Annotated in this window: 15 protein-coding genes; 11 read left to right on the top strand and 4 right to left on the bottom strand. The window is 62.0% G+C overall.

Translation table 11 applies throughout. The annotated features are described in order from the left end of the window. Positions 1-262 precede the first annotated feature (262 nt). The gene (locus N2600_RS08045) at positions 263-1,519 is read right to left on the bottom strand and encodes an N-acetylmuramoyl-L-alanine amidase (RefSeq protein WP_260110644.1); all 1,257 of its coding nucleotides are present in this window, start codon (positions 1,517-1,519) and stop codon (positions 263-265) included. A gap of 624 nt (positions 1,520-2,143) precedes the next feature. On the opposite strand from N2600_RS08045, the gene N2600_RS08040 reads away from it, so the two are divergent. Both N2600_RS08040 and N2600_RS34610 read left to right on the top strand, forming a co-directional pair. Further along, positions 2,144-5,026 (top strand): Rne/Rng family ribonuclease, encoded by a 2,883-nt coding sequence (locus N2600_RS08040; protein ID WP_260298570.1) that lies wholly within the window; start codon positions 2,144-2,146, stop codon positions 5,024-5,026. Positions 5,027-5,215: 189 nt separating this feature from the next. Next, positions 5,216-5,374: a type II toxin-antitoxin system VapB family antitoxin gene (locus N2600_RS34610; protein WP_441005670.1), complete on the top strand. Its 159-nt coding sequence runs from the start codon at positions 5,216-5,218 to the stop codon at positions 5,372-5,374. A 55-nt stretch (positions 5,375-5,429) separates the two neighbouring features. Here the strand turns inward: N2600_RS34610 and N2600_RS08035 are convergent, their stop codons facing one another. Next, a complete protein-coding gene (locus N2600_RS08035) occupies positions 5,430-7,088 on the bottom strand; it encodes an acyl-CoA dehydrogenase family protein (RefSeq protein ID WP_260110642.1) in 1,659 nt (552 codons plus the stop codon). Between the two features lie 178 nt (positions 7,089-7,266). Between N2600_RS08035 and N2600_RS08030 the strand changes: the two genes are divergently transcribed. From N2600_RS08030 to rpmG, 9 genes are all read left to right on the top strand, one after another. Next, on the top strand, positions 7,267-8,223 hold the full coding sequence (locus N2600_RS08030; protein ID WP_017963884.1) for an aspartate carbamoyltransferase catalytic subunit: 957 nt from the start codon (positions 7,267-7,269) through the stop codon (positions 8,221-8,223). After that, on the top strand, positions 8,220-9,509 hold the full coding sequence (locus tag N2600_RS08025) for a dihydroorotase (RefSeq protein ID WP_260110641.1): 1,290 nt from the start codon (positions 8,220-8,222) through the stop codon (positions 9,507-9,509). The genes N2600_RS08030 and N2600_RS08025 overlap by 4 nt, the downstream gene beginning before the upstream one ends. A gap of 75 nt (positions 9,510-9,584) precedes the next feature. Beyond that, complete coding sequence (gene plsY / locus N2600_RS08020) at positions 9,585-10,205, top strand: glycerol-3-phosphate 1-O-acyltransferase PlsY (RefSeq protein WP_170280151.1); 621 nt, start codon at positions 9,585-9,587, stop codon at positions 10,203-10,205. Further along, complete coding sequence (gene dprA, locus N2600_RS08015; protein WP_170280150.1) at positions 10,205-11,347, top strand: DNA-processing protein DprA; 1,143 nt, start codon at positions 10,205-10,207, stop codon at positions 11,345-11,347. The genes plsY and dprA overlap by 1 nt, the downstream gene beginning before the upstream one ends. Before the next feature lie 248 nt (positions 11,348-11,595). After that, positions 11,596-14,250 carry a type I DNA topoisomerase gene (topA, locus tag N2600_RS08010; RefSeq protein WP_222384784.1) on the top strand — a complete coding sequence of 885 codons (2,655 nt, stop codon included), beginning with the start codon at positions 11,596-11,598 and terminating at the stop codon, positions 14,248-14,250. A gap of 1 nt (position 14,251) precedes the next feature. Continuing rightward, on the top strand, positions 14,252-16,624 hold the full coding sequence (gene rnr, locus N2600_RS08005) for a ribonuclease R (RefSeq protein WP_170256824.1): 2,373 nt from the start codon (positions 14,252-14,254) through the stop codon (positions 16,622-16,624). A gap of 19 nt (positions 16,625-16,643) precedes the next feature. Continuing rightward, a complete protein-coding gene (locus tag N2600_RS08000) occupies positions 16,644-17,096 on the top strand; it encodes a DUF983 domain-containing protein (RefSeq protein WP_260110639.1) in 453 nt (150 codons plus the stop codon). A gap of 249 nt (positions 17,097-17,345) precedes the next feature. Further along, on the top strand, positions 17,346-18,530 hold the full coding sequence (locus N2600_RS07995; protein WP_170262789.1) for an MFS transporter: 1,185 nt from the start codon (positions 17,346-17,348) through the stop codon (positions 18,528-18,530). A gap of 91 nt (positions 18,531-18,621) precedes the next feature. Continuing rightward, positions 18,622-18,789 (top strand): 50S ribosomal protein L33, encoded by a 168-nt coding sequence (rpmG, locus tag N2600_RS07990; RefSeq protein WP_003547442.1) that lies wholly within the window; start codon positions 18,622-18,624, stop codon positions 18,787-18,789. Between the two features lie 743 nt (positions 18,790-19,532). Here rpmG and N2600_RS07985 read toward each other — a convergent pair. Together N2600_RS07985 and N2600_RS07980 are read right to left on the bottom strand one after the other, a co-directional pair. After that, positions 19,533-20,906 carry a PleD family two-component system response regulator gene (locus N2600_RS07985; protein ID WP_260110637.1) on the bottom strand — a complete coding sequence of 458 codons (1,374 nt, stop codon included), beginning with the start codon at positions 20,904-20,906 and terminating at the stop codon, positions 19,533-19,535. A gap of 18 nt (positions 20,907-20,924) precedes the next feature. Further along, the gene (locus tag N2600_RS07980) at positions 20,925-21,296 is read right to left on the bottom strand and encodes a response regulator (RefSeq protein WP_003547430.1); all 372 of its coding nucleotides are present in this window, start codon (positions 21,294-21,296) and stop codon (positions 20,925-20,927) included. Positions 21,297-21,308 lie beyond the last annotated feature (12 nt).

Below are 21,308 nucleotides of genomic sequence, written 5' to 3'. Positions count from 1 at the left end.
CGATTTCGCGCCTCAGGCTGCGAAACATAAGCCGGAGTAACGGCGCGAATGTGAGCAAAATAGGGCTGTCTGCGCCGCATTCACCGCTGCGGCCGCGTTTCATTAGGACTGTCACATCCAAGCAACGCCGTCCCAACTGCCGATCTGGGTATCCTGCTCAGAATTTGATTCATGCGGCGGACTTAAATCTTTGTTTTTATGAATCTTTGTTTTTATGCGGGCCGCCGTGCCGCAACCGCTACAGATTTTTGGGCGGCGGCTGTCAGCCGCCATTCGCCATGACGGCGGCTCGGTATCGCTTCACTGCGTCGGTCAAGAGACCGGCGATCTTGCCGCGCCAGGCCTCGTCGAGCAGCAGTTTCTCGTCTTCGGCATTCGAGAGGAACCCGATCTCGAGAAGGATCGACGGCACGTCGGGGGCCTGCAGCACGCGGAAGCCGGCATGACGGTGCGGATTGTTGATGGTGCCGACCTGATCCTTGAAGGAATTCAGCACACTCTCGGCCAGCGATATCGAGAACGCCTGCGTCTCGCGCCGTGTCAGATCGAGCAGGATGTCGGCGACCTCGGGCGGCTCGGCAACCGTCTCCTTGCCGGCGATCTGATCCGAGAGGTTTTCACGTTCGGCGAGATCGGCGGCGAGCTTGTCGGATGCCTTGTCGGAGATCGTGTAGACGGTGGCGCCGCGGATATCCTTCTGCTTCAGCGTGTCGGCATGCAGCGAAATGAATAGGCCGGCATGGTTCTGGCGGGCGATCAGCACGCGCTGCGAAAGCGACAGGAACTCGTCATCCTCGCGCGTCAGGAAAGCCTTGATGCCCGGCTCCTTGTTCAGCCGGTCGGTCAAAGCCTTGGCGAAAGCAAGCGTCACCTGCTTTTCCTCGGTCTTGGTGTCGACGCCGATGGCGCCGGTATCGATGCCGCCATGGCCGGCGTCGACGGCGATGACAAAATCGCCGGGGGCAGCTTTTTCCGGTGCCGGAATGGCGCTCGTCGTCTGCTCCGCCTCAGTCCGATCGCTCCAGGATTGCGTCTTTACCAGTTCGGCAAAGGCCTTCTTGTCGATCATCTCCGCATCGAGCACGAGGCGATGGCCGTTGCCCGTCTCATCGGCCTGCACCTTGGCAAGCGCCAGCTTCACCGGCCCTGCCGTCGTCAGCACGATGCGGGCGCTCTCCTCGTCCATCTTGCCGTAGCGGATATCCTTGAACAGGCCGCGGGCGGCAAGATCCTTCGCCGGAAAACCGAAGGCGGTCGCCGGCAGGTCGACGACGATGCGTTCCGGATTGGCGATATAGTGGACCGAAAAACGCGGCTCGCGATCGAAATCGATGACGATGCGGGTCCTTGCGTCGTCGCCGACGATGCGCGCGCCATAGGCAAGCAGCGGATCCCTGGCCTCGACGGAGCTGACAGCGACCGGCAGGAGACTGGCGGCCAAAAGCGCCGCCAGAACCCGCCTTGCGATTATCGATCGCCGCGCTGCGGATTTCGTCGCGATCCGAGCCCTCTTAAACAATAAACCGCCACACCCTATTTGTAATGCGATGGACCCGACGCCGCAGCAGTGAACGTCGGTGTGACGAAACACCCGCTGCAGCCTGCCGAATCGCGATCACTTTATCCCCAGCTTCTATGCGTTGCGAAATCCATCAATATTATGGCACATTTGGCTTTTCCCTTGCTATTGTGACACAGAAAACATACAACGAATTTCAGGGTAAAGTGTTGACGGGATAGAGTCGCCGCAAAGGCTGCCAGCCAGATCAGGACCTGGCGCCACACCGGTCATCGTCCGCCGTCTCATGCGCTTAATCCCTAAAACTGGATCCTGATTTTCCGGCTTATTGTCGGAATTCATTGGTGGATCAGCCACCACGCTCTCAGGGAGCAAACTCATCGGACCCGAACGGGTCTTCACATTTGTCGATCACGCTTGGTTGTTGATGGTTTCGCAGCAGGTTTTATCTGAAGTGTACAGGCCCCGGACCGAAATGGTTCCGGCTGCGGTCTGGCTGCTGCCCTCCCCCTCGCATCAGGCGCGACTTTCATTATCCGGCGCGGCCACTGCGGACCGCATTCTTTCTGTCTCAACAGCAGTCGGGAATGCGCTCTCGCGGCCACGCCGAGGAGCACAGCTTACATGGCAGACAAAATGCTTATCGATGCGTCTCACGAGGAAGAGACGCGCGTCGTTGTCGTTCGCGGGAACCGCATAGAAGAATTTGACTTCGAGTCCCAGCACAAGAAGCAGATCCGCGGCAACATCTATCTTGCAAAGGTAACGAGGGTCGAGCCCTCGCTGCAAGCCGCCTTCGTCGATTACGGCGGCAACCGGCACGGCTTCCTGGCCTTCGCCGAAATCCATCCCGATTATTATCAGATACCGCTTGCCGACCGTCAGGCGCTGCTTCGGGCCGAAGCCGAAGAGCATCGCCGCGACGAAGACGTCGAGCATGTCGAAACCGCGCCGATGGTCGATCTTTCCAAGCAGGATCAGCCGGATGTCGGCATCGTTCCGGCAGAGGCGCCAGAAACCGATGCCGCAACGGAAGAGACGGCAGCGGTAGAGACCGCGGCGTCGCCCGCGGCCGCCGAGGAAGCGCCTGCGAAGAAAGCAAGGCCGCGCCGCAGCCGCAAGAAGGTCGTAGAACCGGCCGCCGAAACGACCGAGACCGAAGACGCTGTTCCCACAGACGTTGAAGCCGAAGGCGCTTCAACCGTCGACAATGAGGATGACGGCTCGACCGGCGGCGCAATGGCCGCGATGGTAGAAACCGACTCGATCTCCGAAGACGTCGATACCAGCAAGCGTCGCAACGACGATGACGACGATGATGACGATCACGGCGAAGAGGAAATCATCGAATCCGTCGGCGCCGAAGACGCGATGGAAGAGGTGCCGGACCGCGTGCAGCGCAAGCCACGCAAGCAGTACCGCATCCAGGAAGTCATCAAGCGCCGCCAGATCCTGCTCGTGCAGGTCGCCAAGGAAGAGCGCGGCAATAAGGGCGCAGCCCTTACCACCTATCTCTCGCTCGCCGGCCGCTATTCCGTCCTAATGCCGAACACGGCGCGCGGCGGCGGCATTTCCCGCAAGATCACCAATCCTGCCGACCGCAAGCGCCTGAAGGAAATCGCGCGCCTGCTCGAGGTGCCGCAGGGCATGGGCGTCATCCTTCGCACCGCCGGTGCCAACCGCACCAAGGTCGAGGTCAAGCGTGACTTCGAATATCTGATGCGCCTGTGGGAGAACGTGCGCACCCTGACGCTGGCGTCTACCGCTCCCTGCCTCGTCTATGAGGAAGGCTCGCTGATCAAGCGCTCGATCCGCGACCTCTACAACAAGGATATCAGCGAAGTCATCGTTTCAGGTGAAGAAGGCTATCGTGAAGCGAAAGACTTCATGAAGATGCTGATGCCGAGCCATGCCAAGGTGGTTCAGCCGTACCGCGACATCCATCCGATCTTTTCGCGTTCCGGCATCGAGGCTCAGCTCGACCGCATGCTGCAGCCGCAGGTGACGCTGAAGTCCGGCGGCTACCTGATCATGAACCAGACCGAAGCGCTGGTTTCGATCGACGTCAACTCCGGCCGCTCGACCCGCGAACATTCGATCGAAGACACCGCGCTGCAGACGAATCTCGAGGCTGCAGACGAAGTCGCCCGCCAGCTTCGCCTTCGCGACCTTGCCGGCCTGATCGTCATCGACTTCATCGACATGGAAGAGAAGCGCAACAACCGCGCCGTCGAGAAGAAGCTGAAGGAATGCCTGAAGAACGACCGCGCCCGCATCCAAGTCGGCCGGATCTCGCATTTCGGCCTGCTCGAAATGTCGCGACAGCGTATCCGCGCGTCGGTTCTCGAATCGACCACGCAGGTCTGCTCGCATTGCGGCGGCACCGGCCATGTGCGCTCGCAGTCCTCCGTCGCCCTGCATGTCCTGCGCGGTATCGAGGAATATCTGCTGAAAAACACCACGCACAACATCACCGTGCGCACCACGCCTGACATCGCGCTCTACCTGCTCAACCACAAGCGCCAGACGATCATCGATTACGAAAGCCGTTTCGGCGTCGCTATCGTCATCGATGCAGACGGTTCGGTCGGCGCACAGCATTTCGCGATCGATCGCGGCGATCCGGTGGAAAACCCGGTCAAGATCGAAACGCTCTTCAACTTCGCAGCCATTCCCGAGGATGACGACGACGATATCGTCATCGAAGTGGATGAGGAGGAAGACGAGGAACTCGAGGAAAAGCCGGCCGTTGCCGAACGGCCCGTCGCAGCACGCTCGGAAGGCGAAGCTGACGGCAACCGCAAGCGCAAGCGCCGCAGGCGCCGCCGTGGCCGCAACGGCACTGCCGAGCAGCCGGCATCGGCAGCAGGCGAAGCCGGCGACGAGGATGAGGACGGTGACGACGAGGGCAGCGAAGGTGATGAAAACGCCGAAGCTACGCCTGAGACACGCGCTGAAAGCGAGGAATCGCAGCGCCGCAAGCGGCGCCGTCGCGGCAAGCGTGGCGGCCGTCGCAATCGCGCCGAAGATGGTTCCGAACTGACGGCCGGCGAAGCCGGTGAAGCCGGTGAAGACAATGGCGGCGACGAGGACGAAGGCGACGACGTTTCGAACGGCGGCGCTCCGAGCGAAGCCGTGGCGGTCGAGGCGATTGCCGAACAGGCCGACGAGGGCCAGCCCGCAATGGCAGCTGTCGAGAGCGCACCTGTCATAACCGAAGAGGTGAAGCCCGCCCGCAGTCGCGGCCGCCGCAAACCGGCCGCATCGCCGGTCGAGGAACCGATTGCAGAGACGGTACCTGCGGTCGAGGCCGAACCGGAATTGGTGGAAGCCTCCGCCGATCTCGCACCGCCAGTCCAGGAAGAGGCAAAGCCGCTTCGCGCCAACCGTGAATCCAACATCTCCTCCTCCGAGCCGACGGTGAAATCCACCCGCGTCGAGAATGGCGAAGGCGATGACGGCAAGCCGAAGAAAGCCGGCTGGTGGCAGCGCCGTGGCTTCTTCTGAACGCTGATTTTCGGACGTATACACTGAAATCCGGCCGTGGCGACGCGGCCGGATTTTTGTTTATGCCGATGGAGATCGTTGCCAAACTTGAACCGTCGTGAGGTGGATGTGTATCTCTGATGATGATCACAAATTGGGCGCGATCATGCGGACGATATCGATATCGATGACGCCTTGCTCGACGCGGCAATGACCACCGCGCGATTGGCGACGAAAAAAGACACTGTTCGAGCAGGCTTTGCGAAATCTTGTCGAGAAATACCGGCGGAAAAATGCGATCGCGCGCGGATAGGCTGGGAAGGCGACCTCAACGAGAGGCGTCACGACCGGTCTGAAGATACAAAGTGATCGTCGTCGACAGTTCAGCGTCTCGGTGCTCGGGATCGCCTGACCCCGCTTATGATCAGGCGGCCGGGGGATAGAGCAGGTCGACGATGTAGCTGGCGTCGAAGCGGGAATCGAGCATGCCGTAGGTGGAGCGCCAGCCGCCGGCAAGACGCGTCTCGATGAAGGCATCGGCAATGCGCCCTGCCCCCAGCCGGTACAGTTCGGCGGCACCGGCGGCGAGCGCCAGTTGCTCGACGAGCAGGCGCGCGGCGCCCTCATCCTGTTCGCACAGCGCGATTGCGGCGCGCAGCACGTCGATGGTCTTCTTGCCGGCAGGGCCGAGATCGCGGGCAAGGCCGGCAAAGACCGTCTCGAACAGATCCTTGCCGCGGTTGAGCACACGCAGCACGTCGAGCGCCATGACGTTGCCGGAGCCTTCCCAGATGGCGTTGACCGGAGCCTCGCGGTAATGGCGGGCGATCGGGCGCTCTTCGATGTAGCCGTTGCCGCCGATACATTCCATCGCCTCATAGATCAACGCTGGCGCGATCTTGCAGCACCAGTATTTGGCGACCGGCGTCATGACGCGGGCATAGGCCGCTTGCTCGGCATTGCCGCGCGCCTTGTCGAAGGCGTCGGCCAGACGGAAGGACAGCGCCGTCGCGGCGGCGACGTCGAGCGCCATGTCGGCGAGCACGCGCGTCATGATCGGCTGGTTGACGAGCATCTTGCCGAAGACGCTGCGGCCGCGGGTGTGGTGCACGGCTTCGGCGAGCGAGCCGCGCATCATGCCTGAGGAGGCCAGCGCGCAGTCGAGCCGGGTCAGCGTCACCATGTCGAGGATCGTGCGGATGCCGGCATCCGGACCACCGAGCAGGAAACCAAACGTATCGGTGAACTCGACCTCGGCCGAGGCGTTGGAGCGGTTGCCGACCTTGTCCTTCAGCCGCTGGAACTGCAGCCCGTTGGCGGAACCATCCTCCAGAAGGCGCGGCACGAGAAAGCAGCCCATCCCCTCTTTCGTCTGCGCCAGCATGATGAAGGCATCGCTCATCGGCGCGGACATGAACCACTTATGCCCGGACAGCCGGTAGATGCCCTCGCTGACCTTTTCGGCAGCGCTCCTGTTGGCGCGCACATCCGTGCCGCCCTGCTTTTCCGTCATGCCCATGCCGATGGTCACGGCCGATTTCTGCATGGCCGGCTTGTTCGACGAATCATATTTGCGCGAGAGAATTTTCGGCGCCCAGTCCTTCTGGACCGCGGGCGAGGCCGAGAGCGCCGCGACGGAGGCGCTCGTCATCGTCAACGGGCAGAGATGGCCGGACTCCAACTGCGACGTCAGGTAAAACCGCGCGGCGCGAACTCTATGGGCCTCGTCCTTGGCCTCGGTATCGGCCTGGGGGTCCCAGACGGAGGAATGCAGGCCGACCGACATGGAGCGGCGCATCAATGCATGCCAGGCGGGGTGAAACTCGACGACGTCGAGGCGCTCACCGCGTGGACCATGAGTGCGCAGCTGCGGCACGCCCTGGTTTGCCATGCGCGCCATCTCCTGCGCCTCCGGCGAGGTGACGTAGCGGCCCATATTTTCCAGGTCTTCGCGGATGCCGCGCGGCAGAGCCGCCGTCAGATCGACGATCAGCGGATCGGATCGATAGGCGTTGATGCCGGACCACAGGCTCGGCTGGTTGAGTTCTGCGAGTTTGTCGTCAATCCGGTTGGCGGAGGTCATAATTCGCTTCTAGTGTAAGAACCCGGCAAAGGGAAACCGGAAGTTATGATTCGGTTCATTCTGCTCTATCGGAATTCGGGCAAAAATGCATGGGGACATAAGCCTTTGCCCACAGCGCATGCTTGCCCCGGCGGGCCGCACTCTTTATAGACCGCCAGAGACAGCAAGAGGCAGGGTCATGGTCTTTTTCCCCCACCGCCACCTCATCGGCATCAAGGGCCTCACCGAGCAGGATATCACCTATCTTCTCGACAAGGCGGACGAGGCCGTCAAGATCAGCCGCCAGAGAGAAAAGAAGACGTCGACGCTGCGCGGATTGACGCAGATCAACCTCTTCTTCGAGGCATCGACCCGCACGCAGGCCTCCTTCGAGCTTGCCGGCAAGCGGCTCGGCGCCGACGTCATGAACATGTCGGTCGGCAATTCCTCGGTGAAGAAAGGCGAAACGCTGATCGACACGGCGATGACGCTGAATGCGATGCGCCCCGACGTGCTGGTAATCCGCCATTCGAGCGCCGGTGCGGCCGCCCTTCTCGCCCAGAAGGTCTCCTGCTCTGTCGTCAATGCCGGTGATGGGCAGCATGAACATCCGACCCAGGCGCTGCTCGACGCGCTGACGATCCGCCGTGCCAAGGGCAAGCTTTCGCGCATCATCGTGGCGATCTGCGGCGACGTGCTGCATTCGCGGGTGGCGCGCTCCAATATCCTGCTGCTCAATGCGATGGGCGCCCGCGTGCGCGTCGTCGCACCGGCGACCCTCCTGCCCGCCGGCATCGCCGAGATGGGCGTCGAGGTCTTCCATTCGATGCAGGAAGGGCTGAAGGACGCCGACGTCGTGATGATGCTGCGGCTGCAGCGCGAGCGCATGTCCGGCGCCTTTGTGCCTTCGGTGCGCGAATACTTTCACTTCTACGGTCTTGACGCCGAAACGCTGAAAGCGGCGAAGGACGATGCCCTGGTCATGCATCCCGGCCCAATGAACCGCGGCGTCGAGATTGCCTCGGAAGTGGCGGACGGGCCGCAGAGCGTGATCGCCGAACAGGTGGAAATGGGAGTCGCGGTGCGCATGGCTGTGATGGAGACGCTGCTCGTCTCGCAGAACCAGGGTCCCCGAAGCGATGGAATGATGGCATGAGCAACCCGATCGTCCTCAAGAACGTCCGCATCATCGACCCGTCGCGCAATCTCGACGAGGTGGGGACGATCATCGCCGAAAACGGCGTGATTCTCGCCGCCGGCCACAAGGCGCAGAACCAGGGCGCGCCTGATGGCGCCGTCATCCGCGACTGCACGGGCCTTGTCGCGACGCCCGGGCTCGTCGATGCGCGCGTCCATGTCGGCGAACCCGGCGGCGAACACCGTGAGACGATCGCCTCGGCGAGCCGGGCGGCAGCGGCTGGCGGCGTCACCTCGATCATCATGATGCCGGACACCGATCCCATCATCGACGACATCGCGCTCGTCGAATTCGTCAAAAAGACGGCGCGGGATACGGCCGCCGTCAACGTCTATCCGGCAGCCGCCATCACCAAGGGCCTTGCCGGCGAGGAGATGACGGAGATCGGCCTGTTGATGCAGGCAGGCGCCGTCGCGTTTACCGATGCCCATTCCAGCGTCCACGACACGCAGGTGCTGCGCCGGATCATGACCTATGCGCGTGAATTCGGCGCCGTCGTCTGCTGCGAAACGCGCGACAAATATCTCGGCGCCAACGGCGTCATGCATGAGGGGCTTTTCGCCAGCTGGCTCGGGCTTTCCGGCATTCCAAAGGAAGCCGAGCTCATCCCGCTCGAACGCGATCTCAGGATCGCGCAGCTGACCCGCGGCCGTTATCACGCCGCGACGATCTCGGTGCCGGAATCGGTCGAGGCGATCGAGCGCGCCCGCAGCCGCGGCGCCAAGGTCACCTGCGGCATCTCGATCAACAATCTGGCGCTCAACGAAAACGACATCGGCGAATACCGCACCTTTTTCAAGCTCTATCCGCCACTGCGCCCGGAAGATGACAGGGTGGCCATGGCCGACGCCCTTGCCAGCGGCGCGATCGATATCATCGTTTCCTCACACGACCCGCAGGATGTCGATACGAAGCGCCTGCCGTTCGGCGAGGCGGAGGATGGCGCGATTGGCCTTGAAACCATGCTGGCGGCAGCGCTCAGGCTTCACCATGGCGGCCAGGTGAGCCTGATGCGCCTGATCGACGCCATGTCCACCCGCCCCGCGCAAATCTTCGGCCTCGCGGCCGGCACGTTGAAGCCGGGCGCTGCGGCCGATATCGCACTGATCGATCTCGATGAGCCTTGGCTTGTCGCCAAAGACATGCTTCTCTCCCGCTCGAAGAATACGCCGTTCGAGGATGCGCGCTTCAGCGGGCGGGCGGTCGCGACATACGTCTCGGGAAAGGTTGTCCACGCAATTTAGGATCGACCTCACCGTCCATCCCGCAGCGGGAGAAGGCTGACTCGAGGATAGGCCACGGAGGGGCTGAGGGGACATATGTTATCCAATCTCATGTCATGGCAGATCACGCTGCCGATCGCGCTTGCTGCCGCCGTTATCGGTTATCTCTTCGGCTCGATCCCGTTCGGCCTGATCCTGACGCGTGCCGCCGGCCTCGGCGACGTGCGCAGCATCGGCTCCGGCAATATCGGCGCGACCAATGTACTCAGAACAGGAAACCGATCGCTCGCCGCGGCGACGCTGCTGCTCGATGCGCTGAAGGCGTCGGCGGCGGCCTGGATCGTCGGTTATTTCCTTGGTGAGGAGGCCGCGATCATCGCCGGCTTCTTCGCCTTCATCGGCCATCTCTTCCCGGCCTGGATCGGCTTCAAGGGTGGCAAGGGTGTCGCCACCTACATCGGCACCCTGCTCGGCGTCGCGCCGATCATGGTCGTGCTCTTCGCCGCCGTCTGGCTGGCGGTCGCCTTCACCACCCGCTACTCCTCGCTATCGGCGCTTGTCGCCATGCTTGTCATTCCGGTTGCGCTGTGGATACTGGGTAACGAAAAGGTTGCGGCTGTCATGGCGATCATGACCCTCATCTCCTACTGGAAGCACAAGGCGAATATTTCCCGCCTGATGAGCGGGACGGAAAGCAAGATCGGGGCAAAGGGATAATGGATGCGCTGAGCGCCGGACCAAAAGGCGTGGTGCTGACCGAACGGCAAAGAATTGCCTGGCTGCGCCTTATCCGTTCCGACAATATCGGCCCTGCCACCTTTCGCGACCTCATCAATCATTTCGGCTCGGCCGAGGCAGCGCTTGCCGCACTGCCGGAGCTTTCGGCGCGTGGCGGCGCCACGCGGGCAATCCGCATCGCCAGCGAGGCCGAGGCGCATCGGGAACTGGAGGCGGCGCATCGCTTCGGCGCCCGCTTCGTCGGCATCGGCGAGCCGGACTACCCGCAAGCGCTGAAGCAGATTGACGGCGCGCCGCCGCTTCTCGCCGTCAAGGGTGCGCTTGCCGCTGCCAAACGCCCGGCCGTCGGCATCGTCGGCTCGCGCAACGCCTCGATCGCGGGCGCGAAATTCGCGGCGATGGTGGCGCGCGACTGCGGCCGGGCTGGATATACCGTGGTCTCCGGCCTGGCGCGCGGCATAGACACTGCCGCCCACCGGGCAAGCCTCGGCACAGGAACGATCGCGGCGCTCGCCGGCGGCCTCGACCAACCTTACCCGCCGGAGAATATCGACCTGCTCGAAGAGATAACCGGCGGCAACGGCTTGGCGGTGAGCGAGATGCCCTTCGGCTGGGAGCCCCGCGCCCGCGACTTCCCGCGCCGGAACCGGCTGATCGCCGGCATCGGCCTCGGCCTCGTCGTCATCGAAGCGGCGGCGCGTTCGGGCTCGCTGATCACCGCACGGCTGGCTGGCGACTTCGGCCGCCTGGTGTTTGCCGTGCCCGGCTCACCGCTCGATCCGCGCTGCCATGGCACCAACGGCCTGCTGAAGGACGGAGCTTCGATCGTCACCGCACCCGCCGATGTCGTCGAGGCCCTGGCGCCGCTTGCGCAATTCGACCTGTTCCCGTCATCGATGGCGGAGGAGCCGGCGCCTGGCGGTAAAGCAATGTCGGTGCCACCAGGCGATTCCGATCGATACCGCATCATCGATGCGCTCGGGCCGACGCCGGTCGAGATCGACGACGTCATCCGCCATACCGGCCTGTCGGCATCCGCGGTCTATCTCATCCTTCTGGAACTCGATATATCAGGCAGGCTGCACCGGCATCAGGGCGGCCTCGTCTCGCTCTCCGATTGAACCTGGGTACGACATCGGATGGCGGCTTTTCGCATTGTCGAACGCTGCGTCGAAAATCTTAGGACATATACTATAATCGTATTTTGCTGGTTTCCGCCCTTTGGTTGCAATAGACACAAGAGGTAAAATTGTAGCAAACCCCTTGACCGCGGCGATTTCCCTGTCCATGTCGGGTGGCCGATATCCATGTTGCGGTGTGTGTCGCGCTGGCTTCAACGCTGGCGTCGTTTCCCTTTTAGAGAATCATCATGAATGTTGTAGTGGTGGAATCGCCTGCCAAGGCCAAGACGATCAATAAGTATCTCGGTCCGGGATACAAAGTGCTCGCCTCCTTCGGCCATGTGCGCGATCTGCCTGCCAAGGATGGCTCAGTTCTTCCTGATCAGGATTTCGAAATGCTTTGGGAGGTCGATAGCGCCTCCGCCAAGCGGATGAAGGACATTGCCGACGCGGTGAAGTCCGCCGATGGCCTGTTTCTCGCGACCGACCCGGATCGCGAAGGCGAAGCGATTTCCTGGCATGTTCTCGACATGCTGAACAAGAAGCGCGTGCTGAACGGTAAACCGGTCAAGCGCGTCGTCTTCAATGCGATCACCAAGAAAGCCGTGCTCGACGCGATGGCCGATCCGCGCGACATCGACGTGCCGCTGGTTGACGCTTATCTCGCCCGCCGCGCGCTCGATTATCTCGTTGGCTTCAATCTTTCGCCGGTGCTGTGGCGCAAGCTGCCCGGCGCGCGTTCGGCCGGCCGCGTTCAGTCAGTGGCGCTTCGCCTGGTCTGCGACCGCGAATCCGAGATCGAGCGCTTCATTTCGGAAGAGTACTGGAACATCTCGGCGCTGCTGAAGACGCCGCGCGGCGACGAGTTCGAGGCAAGACTGGTTTCGGCGAGCGGCAAACGGCTGCAGCCGCGCGCAATCGGCAACGGCGAAGATGCCGGCCGGCTGAAGGCATTGCTCGAAGGCGCGAGCTATGTCGTCGACACGGTCGAGGCGAAACCGGTCAAGCGCAACCCGGGACCGCCGTTTACGACCTCGACGCTGCAGCAGGCGGCCTCCTCCAATCTCGGCTTCTCCGCTTCGCGCACCATGCAAATCGCGCAAAGACTCTATGAGGGCGTCGATATCGGCGGCGAGACGGTTGGTCTCATCACCTATATGCGAACCGACGGCGTGCAGATGGCGCCCGAGGCGATCGATGCTGCGCGTAGCGCCATCGTCGACCAGTTCGGCGAGCGCTACATGCCGGAAAAGCCGCGCCTCTACTCGACCAAGGCGAAGAACGCCCAGGAGGCGCACGAGGCGATCCGGCCGACCGATTTCTATCGTTCGCCCGACCGCGTACGCAAATTCCTCGATGCCGACCAGATCCGACTCTACGAGCTGATCTGGAAGCGCGGCATCGCCAGCCAGATGGCATCGGCCGAGATCGAGCGCACGACGGCTGAAATCACCGCTGACAACAAAGGCGAGAAGGCCGGTCTGCGTGCCGTCGGTTCGGTCATACGCTTCGATGGTTTCATCGCCGCCTATACCGACCAGAAGGAAGATGGCGAGCAAAGCGACGACGGCGACGAGGATGGCCGCCTGCCGGAGATCAATGCGCGCGAGGCGCTCGCCAAGCAGAAGATCAATTCGACGCAGCATTTCACCGAACCGCCGCCGCGTTATTCGGAAGCCTCGCTGATCAAGAAGATGGAAGAGCTCGGCATCGGCCGCCCCTCCACCTATGCCGCGACGCTCGCGACGCTGCGCGACCGCGACTATGTAACGATCGACAAACGCAAGCTGATCCCGCAGGCCAAGGGCCGGCTGGTGACGGCATTCCTCGAGAGCTTCTTCACCAAATATGTCGAATACGACTTCACCGCCGATCTCGAAGAGAAACTTGACCGGATTTCCGCCGGCGAGTTGAACTGGAAGCAGGTGCTGCGCGATTTCTGGAAGGATTTCTTCGCCCAGATCGAGGACACCAAGGAACTTCGCGTCACCAACGTGCTGGATTCGCTGAACGAGGCGCTGGCACCGCTCGTCTTCCCGAAACGAGAGGACGGTAGCGATCCGCGCATCTGTCAGGTCTGCGGCACCGGCAACCTGTCGCTGAAGCTCGGCAAATACGGCGCCTTCGTCGGCTGCTCGAACTATCCGGACTGCAACTACACCCGCCAACTCTCCTCCGAAAACGGCGGAGAAGCGGACGGTGCCGCCCTCAACGAGCCGAAGAACCTCGGCACCGATCCGACGACCGGCGAGGAGCTGACGCTGCGTTCCGGCCGCTTCGGCCCCTATATCCAGCGCGGCGACGGCAAGGAAGCCAAACGCGCTTCGCTGCCGAAGGGCTGGAAGCCTGAGGACATCGATTATGAAAAAGCGATGGCGCTGATCTCGCTACCGCGCGATATCGGCAAACATCCAGAAACCGGCAAGATGATCTCGTCGGGCATCGGCCGCTACGGGCCGTTCCTCCTGCATGACGGTTCCTATGCCAATCTGGAAACCGTCGAAGACGTGTTTTCGGTCGGTCTCAACCGTGCCGTGACTGTTATCGCCGAAAAGGCGAACCAGGCCCCGGGCCGAGGTTCGCGCGGGACACCGGCAGCGCTGAAGACGCTCGGCGATCATCCTGGTGGCGGCGCCATCACCGTTCGCGACGGTAAGTACGGCCCCTATGTCAACTGGGGCAAGGTCAACGCCACGCTGCCGAAGGGCAAGGATCCGCAGGCGATCACCGTCGAAGAGGCGCTTGCGCTGATCGCCGAGAAGGCCGGCAAGACCCCTGCGGGCAAGGCGGCCAAGGCGAAAGCCAAGCCAAAGGCCGCAGCCGCCGAAGCCAAGAGCACCAAGACGGCCGCCAAACCGAAGATAACGAAGGCGAAAGCGCCCGCGAAATCGAAAAAGGGCTGACGTGAGCAGAATACCGCGCGAGAGAACGAACCCTGCGGGCAAGCGCCCGGGCAAGACCGGCCGCGCCGGCAAGGATGCTCCCGCCGTCGAGCCGCTGAACATCGTCCACGGCGCGCTGCCTTCCCGCGAGGTGATCCTGCGCTTCATCGCCGATCATCCGCAGAAAGCGTCCAAGCGTGAACTCGCCAAGGCGTTCGGCCTGAAAGGCGATAGCCGCGTCGAGCTCAAGCAGATGCTGCAGGAGCTCGAGCAGGAAGGCATGCTGCAGAAGAACCGCAAGTCGCTGATCCGGCCCGGTGCGCTGCCGCCCGTCACCGTTCTCGACATCACGACGCGCGACAAGGACGGCGATCTGATCGGCCGGCCGGCAGAGTGGCCGGAGGACCAGGGCGTGGCACCCGCCGTCGCCATCCGCCAGCAATCGCCGGCAGGCCGCCAGGGCAAGGGTAAGGCGCCGGTCGCAGGCCTCGGCGATCGCATCCTGGCGAAGATCTTCCCGGCTGTCGATCGCGGTGGGCCGGCCTATACGGCACGGATCATCAAGGTGATCGACAGGCGCCGCGGCGCCTCGATGGGCGTTTTCCGCACTGCGCCGGGCGGCGGCGGGCGGCTGCTGCCGATCGAACGGCGCGGCGAGGAGATGGTGATCGATCCCGATTTCACCGGCGGCGCCACGGACGGCGATCTGGTCGAAGTCGAAATCGCCCGTCTCGGTCGTTTCGGCCTGCCGCGTGCCAAGGTGCTTTCCATCGTCGGTTCCGTCGGTTCGGAAAAGGCGATCTCGATGATCGCCATCCATGCGCACGGCATCCCGCATGTCTTCCCGCCTGCCGTCATCGCCGAGGCGGAGGCCGCAAAGCCCGCCACCATGTCGCATCGCGAGGACTGGCGCGACGTGCCGCTGATCACCATCGACCCGGCCGATGCCAAGGACCATGACGACGCGGTTTATGCCGAGCTCGATCCCTCGCCCGACAATCCCGGCGGCGTCATCGTCACCGTCGCGATTGCCGACGTCTCCTGGTATGTCCGCCCGAATTCGCCGCTCGACCGCGAGGCGCTGAAGCGCGGCAACTCTGTCTATTTCCCCGATCGTGTCGTGCCGATGCTGCCCGAGCGCATCTCCAACGATCTCTGCTCGCTGAAAGAGGGCGTCGACCGCCCGGCGCTCGCCGTGCGCATGAGCTTTTCCGGCGAAGGCCGCAAGATCGGCCACATCTTTCATCGCATCATGATGAAGAGCGCGGCCAAGCTGTCCTACCAGCAGGCGCAGGCGGCGATCGACGGCAAACCGGACGATCAGACCGGACCGATGCTCGAGCCGATCCTGAAGCCGCTCTGGCACGCCTATGAGGTGATGAAGCGCGGACGCGACCGGCGCCAGCCGCTGGAACTCGACATGCCGGAGCGCAAGATCCTGCTGAAGCCCGACGGCACGGTCGACCGGGTCGTCGTGCCGCCACGGCTCGACGCGCATAAGCTGATCGAGGAGATGATGATCCAGGCGAACGTCTGCGCTGCCGAGACCCTGGAAAAGAAACGTCAGCCGCTGATCTACCGCATTCATGACGGCCCGACGCTTGCCAAGCAGGAGATCCTGCGCGAGTTTCTGGCCACGCTGGGGATCTCGCTTGCCAAGGGCGGCAACATGCGCGCCAACAACTTCAACGGCATCCTGGCGAAGGCGGATGGCACGCCGCATCAGACCATGGTGAGCGAGATGGTGCTGCGTTCGCAGAGCCAGGCGATCTACGGTCCGGAGAATATTGGCCATTTCGGCCTCAACCTGATGAAATACGCCCACTTCACCTCGCCGATCCGCCGTTATGCCGACCTCATCGTGCATCGCGCCCTCGTCGGCTCGCTAGGCTTCGGCGAAGGCGGCATCACGCCCGACGAAGAGGCGGCGCTCGACGATATCGCCGCCGAAATCTCGACCTTCGAGCGCCGAGCCATGGCAGCCGAGCGCGAGACGGTCGACCGGCTCATCGCCCATCACCTCAGCGGCCGGGTCGGCGAGGAATTTGCCGGACGGGTCTCGGGCGTGACAAAATCGGGGCTTTTTGTCGCCCTGCCGGACTATGGTGCCGACGGTTTCGTCCCCATATCTACGCTCGGCACCGATTACTTCATTTACGACGAGGCACATCAAGCGCTCTCGGGTGAACGAACGGGGCTCGGCTATCGCTTGGGCGACAGCGTCACTGTGAAACTTGCCGAAGCGATCCCGCTTGCCGGCGCGCTGCGTTTCGAAATGGTCAGCGAGGGCCGCGAGATGCCGGCGGCAGTGCGCTCCTTCCACAAGGCAGGTCGCCGCGACAGGGGCCAGGTCCGCAAGAAGCCTGGGACAAGGCCGCCACGCGGACGCCACTAGATCCGAAGAGGAACATGCGATGAGCACACCGACCGATCCGGCCCTCCGCTACGGGGACACGCCCGAGGTCGAGCGCCCAGTTGGGCGCTCCATCATGCGCGGGCTGATGAATCGTTGCCCGGCCTGCGGCAGCGGCAAACTCTTTCGCGCCTTCCTGAAGTCGGTTGATCATTGCGCGGCCTGCGGCGAGGCGATGCATCACCAGCGCGCGGACGACCTGCCGCCCTATATCGTCATCCTCGTCCTCGGACACGTCGTGGTCGGCGGCTATATGCTGACCGACATGACCTTCGTGCTGCCGGTCTGGGCCCATTTTGCCATCTGGGCGCCGATCACCGTCATGACAGCGCTCGCCTCGATCCAGCCGATCAAGGGCGGGGTCATCGGCCTGCAATGGGCGCTGCGCATGCACGGCTTCGGTGGCGAGAGTGATGGCCCGGACGATTATGACATTCCCCAACGGCCTGATTGAGCGCCTTCACCTTCCAGACATATTTAACGTGTAGTGCCAGCCCTCCACCGACCCGCCGGGGTAGCCGGCGATCCTCAACGACTTGACAAGGTAAGCTTTTCTTGTCTGAACAAGCTTTACATTCCGCAGGTGGTCACTCACATCGGAAATACTGCGAAACGCTGCCCGTCACCTGGAATTGGCACGCCTGTGTCTTTCTATGCGAGGCGATCGGCCGATTCGCTCGCACAGCTTTCTAAGGATGCATAAATGTCTCAGCCGAGAAACGGCACACCGGGCGATGTCGAAGAAATCCATTGGCCTTCTCTGGTGGCAGCCATCTCGTCCATATCAGCCGTTGGCATAGCAATCGGCCTCGGTCTGCCCCTCCTCAGCATCATCCTCGAAAAACGCGGCATCTCGTCCACCCTGATCGGGCTCAACACGGCGATGGCTGGCGTCGCGGCGATGGCCGCCGCACCGATCACCACCAAGCTTGCCCATAAATACGGCGTGGCGCCGACAATGCTCTGGGCCGTGCTGATTTCGGCGCTGAGCGCGCTCGGTTTCTATTACGCCCAAGATTTCTGGATGTGGTTTCCGCTGCGTTTCGCCTTTCATGGCGCGACGACGACGCTCTTCATCCTCTCCGAATTCTGGATCAACGCCGCTTCGCCGCCGTCCAAGCGCGGTTTCGTGCTCGGCATCTATGCGACGGTGCTTTCCCTCGGCTTCGCCGCCGGACCACTGCTCTTTTCAATCCTCGGCAGCGACGGCATCTTCCCCTTCCTGATCGGCGCCGCCGCCATCCTGCTTGCGGCCATTCCGATCTTCATCGCCCGCGACGAGAGCCCGGTGCTCGAGGAAAAACCGGAACTGCATTTCATGCGCTATGTTTTCCTGGTGCCGACGGCGACGGCGGCGGTCTTCATCTTCGGCGCGGTCGAAGCGGGCGGACTGTCGCTCTTTCCGATCTTTGCCGTGCGCGCCCATTTCACCGAATCGCAGGCCGCACTGCTGCTCACCATGATGGGCGTCGGCAACGTCATTTTTCAGATCCCGCTCGGCCTGCTTTCCGACCGCATCGCCGATAAGCGGCCGCTTCTGGCCGGCATGGCGCTGATGGGCTTCATCGGCTCTATGATGTTGCCGCTACTGCTCGACAATTGGCTGCTGATGGCCGGGCTCCTGCTTTTCTGGGGCGGCTGCGTCTCAGGCCTCTATACGGTCGGCCTCAGCCATCTCGGCTCGCGGTTGACGGGTTCCGATCTTGCGGCGGCCAATGCTGCCTTCGTCTTCTGTTATGCGATGGGAACCGTAGCCGGGCCGCAGGCGATCGGCGCGGCGATCGATGTCGCTGGAAATAACGGTTTTGCCTGGGCGATTGCCGCTTTCTTCGGTCTCTACGCCCTACTTTCCGGCATCAGACTGATGTTCATTCGAAAACGGACTTGACTTTTCGGGCGGGATTCGTAGTTTCGCGCCAGAATTTGCCGTGGAGCCCTCCGGCTTCCACGGCTTTCATTTTCTTAAAGGCAGGACGACCATGGCCAAGGCTACAACAATCAAGATCAAGCTGCTGTCGACAGCCGACACCGGTTTCTTCTACGTCACGACGAAAAACAGCCGTACGATGACGGACAAGATGACGAAGACGAAGTACGACCCGGTTGCAAAGAAGCATGTCGAGTTCAAGGAAACCAAGATCAAGTAATCACTTGGCCTGACGGATTTCAAAAAGCGCGCGCCTTCGGTGCGCGTTTTTTATTGCCAGTTTGTGGTCTTTGAAAAATGATAGCGCAAACAGACAAAACGCCGCCCTTCCATCTTCGGGAAGTGGCGGCGTTTTCTTGAAAGGGGGTCGGCCAGCATGCAAAACGGCACGAGGAACCGCTATAACTTGCCTACTAGCCGACCGACCCCACGACCCAGGAGATGCGGCGGACCTGAGCATCATGGGGTATCGACAACTCCTCAACGGGAGCGCTTCTCTTATGAGCCGATAATTTGCGCAAAAATGAAAGAAAATCAACAAATTCTTAATGATGAATTTTCTTATCTTGATTCTATGGTTAAAAGTCCAGATTTGGGACATACAAAGATTGATCGGCTCTGCTTGAGCTTGAAGCGTAGCGCCTCGCCCTTCGAAGAAATTCGACAATATAGCTTAACAACTTACGCCTGCCCTACCCTTACGTGAGGTGACGTCGCCGCAATCTATTTGACACTGTCGGCGGCAGGCATTTTTTATAGTCTCCATTTCACTCTGAGCTACGGCCTGATGCTCGCAAGACTATCGCGTCGCACATCTCCGCAGCAACGCGGCGAGTCCATTTTTGGGCTATTGAGTTGCGAAATTTTCGCCCCGCATTGCCCAGGCGAAGATTAAAAATCGGTAACAATTCGCTTACCGCAGTGGAAAACTCGCAAATGGCACATATGGCGGCAGGTGATTCGTCACGCGGCCGCGGCGACCACACGGTTGCGGCCGGTATTCTTGGCCTCGTAAAGGGCCAGATCCGCCTGTTTCATCAGCTGGCCGGGGGTCAGCACCGACGCAATACGCGAGGCGATGCCGAAGGAAGCAGTGACATTCAGCGCTTCCCCGGAGTGTTTCAGCATGAAGGGAGCGCTTTCGATCGCCGCGCGCAGGCGCTCGGCGACGGCGGCGGCAATTTCCGGCGAGGTGTCGGGCATCACGACGACGAATTCCTCTCCACCGTAGCGGCAGGCGAGATCGGCACCGCGGATGGTCGAACGGACGCGATTTGAAAATTCCCGCAACACCTCGTCGCCGCCGTCATGGCCGTAGGTGTCGTTCACATGCTTGAAGCGGTCGATATCGGTGATCAGCACCGAAAGCGGCCGGCCACGCGCCATCGAACGGTTGAAGAGCACGTTCAGGTGATTGTCGAGATAGCGCCGGTTATAAAGGCCGGTCAGCGGATCGGTCACGGCAAGCTCGATCGTCTGCTTGACGCTGGCGCGCAGCCGGTCGTTGTAGCGCTTGCGGCGGATTTGCGTCAGGCTGCGGGCGACCAGTTCATTGGCATCGACCGGGCGGATGAGGTAGTCATTGACGCCGAGATCGAGTGCGCGCACGACCATGTCGTCAGCGCCCTGCTCGGTGATGATCAGGATCGGCAGGAAGCGCGTGCGCTCCAGAGAGCGCAGCTGTGAGCAGAGGCGAAGCGGATCGTAATCGTCGAAATTGGCGTTGACGATGACGAGATCGAACGCGCTTTCGGCCGCCTCGAAGAGGGCGGCCTGCGGATCTGAGAGGGCAAGCACGTCGGCGACGGGCTTCAACGCCTTGATGATGCGCTCCTGCGAATTGGCGCGGCCGTCGACGAGCAGGACCTGAGCGGTCTCGTCGGCGCGGCCCTCGCCTGCCCGCGTCAGGTCGTCGATACCCATCGTATGGGCGGTTTCGGCGCGAATGCGCAGCTCATCGCTCAACGTCTTCAGCCGCAGCAGACTCTTCACCCGGGAGATCAGTTGCAGATCGTTGACCGGCTTGGTGAGAAAATCGTCGGCGCCGGCCTTCAGGCCTCGTACGCGATCGGTCGGCTGATCGAGCGCGGTGACCATGACGACTGGAATATGGGCGGTCTTCTGGTTGGCCTTCAGCCGTTCGCAGACCTCGAAACCGTCTATGCCGGGCATCATGATGTCGAGCAGGATGAGATCGACCTGGTTGCGCTCGCAGATCGCCAGTGCCGTGTAGCCGTCCGCTGCGGTCATCACGTCGAAGTACTCCGCAAGCAGCCGCGCCTCGAGCAGCTTCACGTTGGCCGGAATATCGTCAACCACCAGTATTCGCGCAGTCATAAGCGTCTTTCCGATGCGTCAGGCATCGCCCAGATAGGTCTTGATCGTCTCGATGAATTTCGGAACCGAGATCGGCTTGGAAACATAGGCCTCGCAGCCGCCCTGGCGGATCCGCTCCTCGTCGCCCTTCATCGCGAAAGCCGTAACGGCGATGACGGGAATCACGTGCAACTCGTCATCTTCCTTCAGCCATTTCGTAACTTCGAGGCCAGAGACCTCGGGAAGCTGAATATCCATAAGGATGAGGTCGGGGCGATGCTTGCGCGCCAGGTCGAGCGCCTCCATGCCGTTTCTGGTCTGGATTGTCGTATAGCCGGACGCCTCGATGAGGTCGCGAAAGAGCTTCATGTTGAGCTCGTTATCTTCTACAATCATCACCTGTTTGGGCATGACATGCTGTCC

This window comes from Rhizobium sp. WSM1274 (assembly GCF_025200775.1).
GTDB lineage: Bacteria > Pseudomonadota > Alphaproteobacteria > Rhizobiales > Rhizobiaceae > Rhizobium > Rhizobium leguminosarum_I.
Note: the sequence above shows the minus strand (reverse complement) of the source record. Positions and strands in the feature narration are given on the sequence as shown.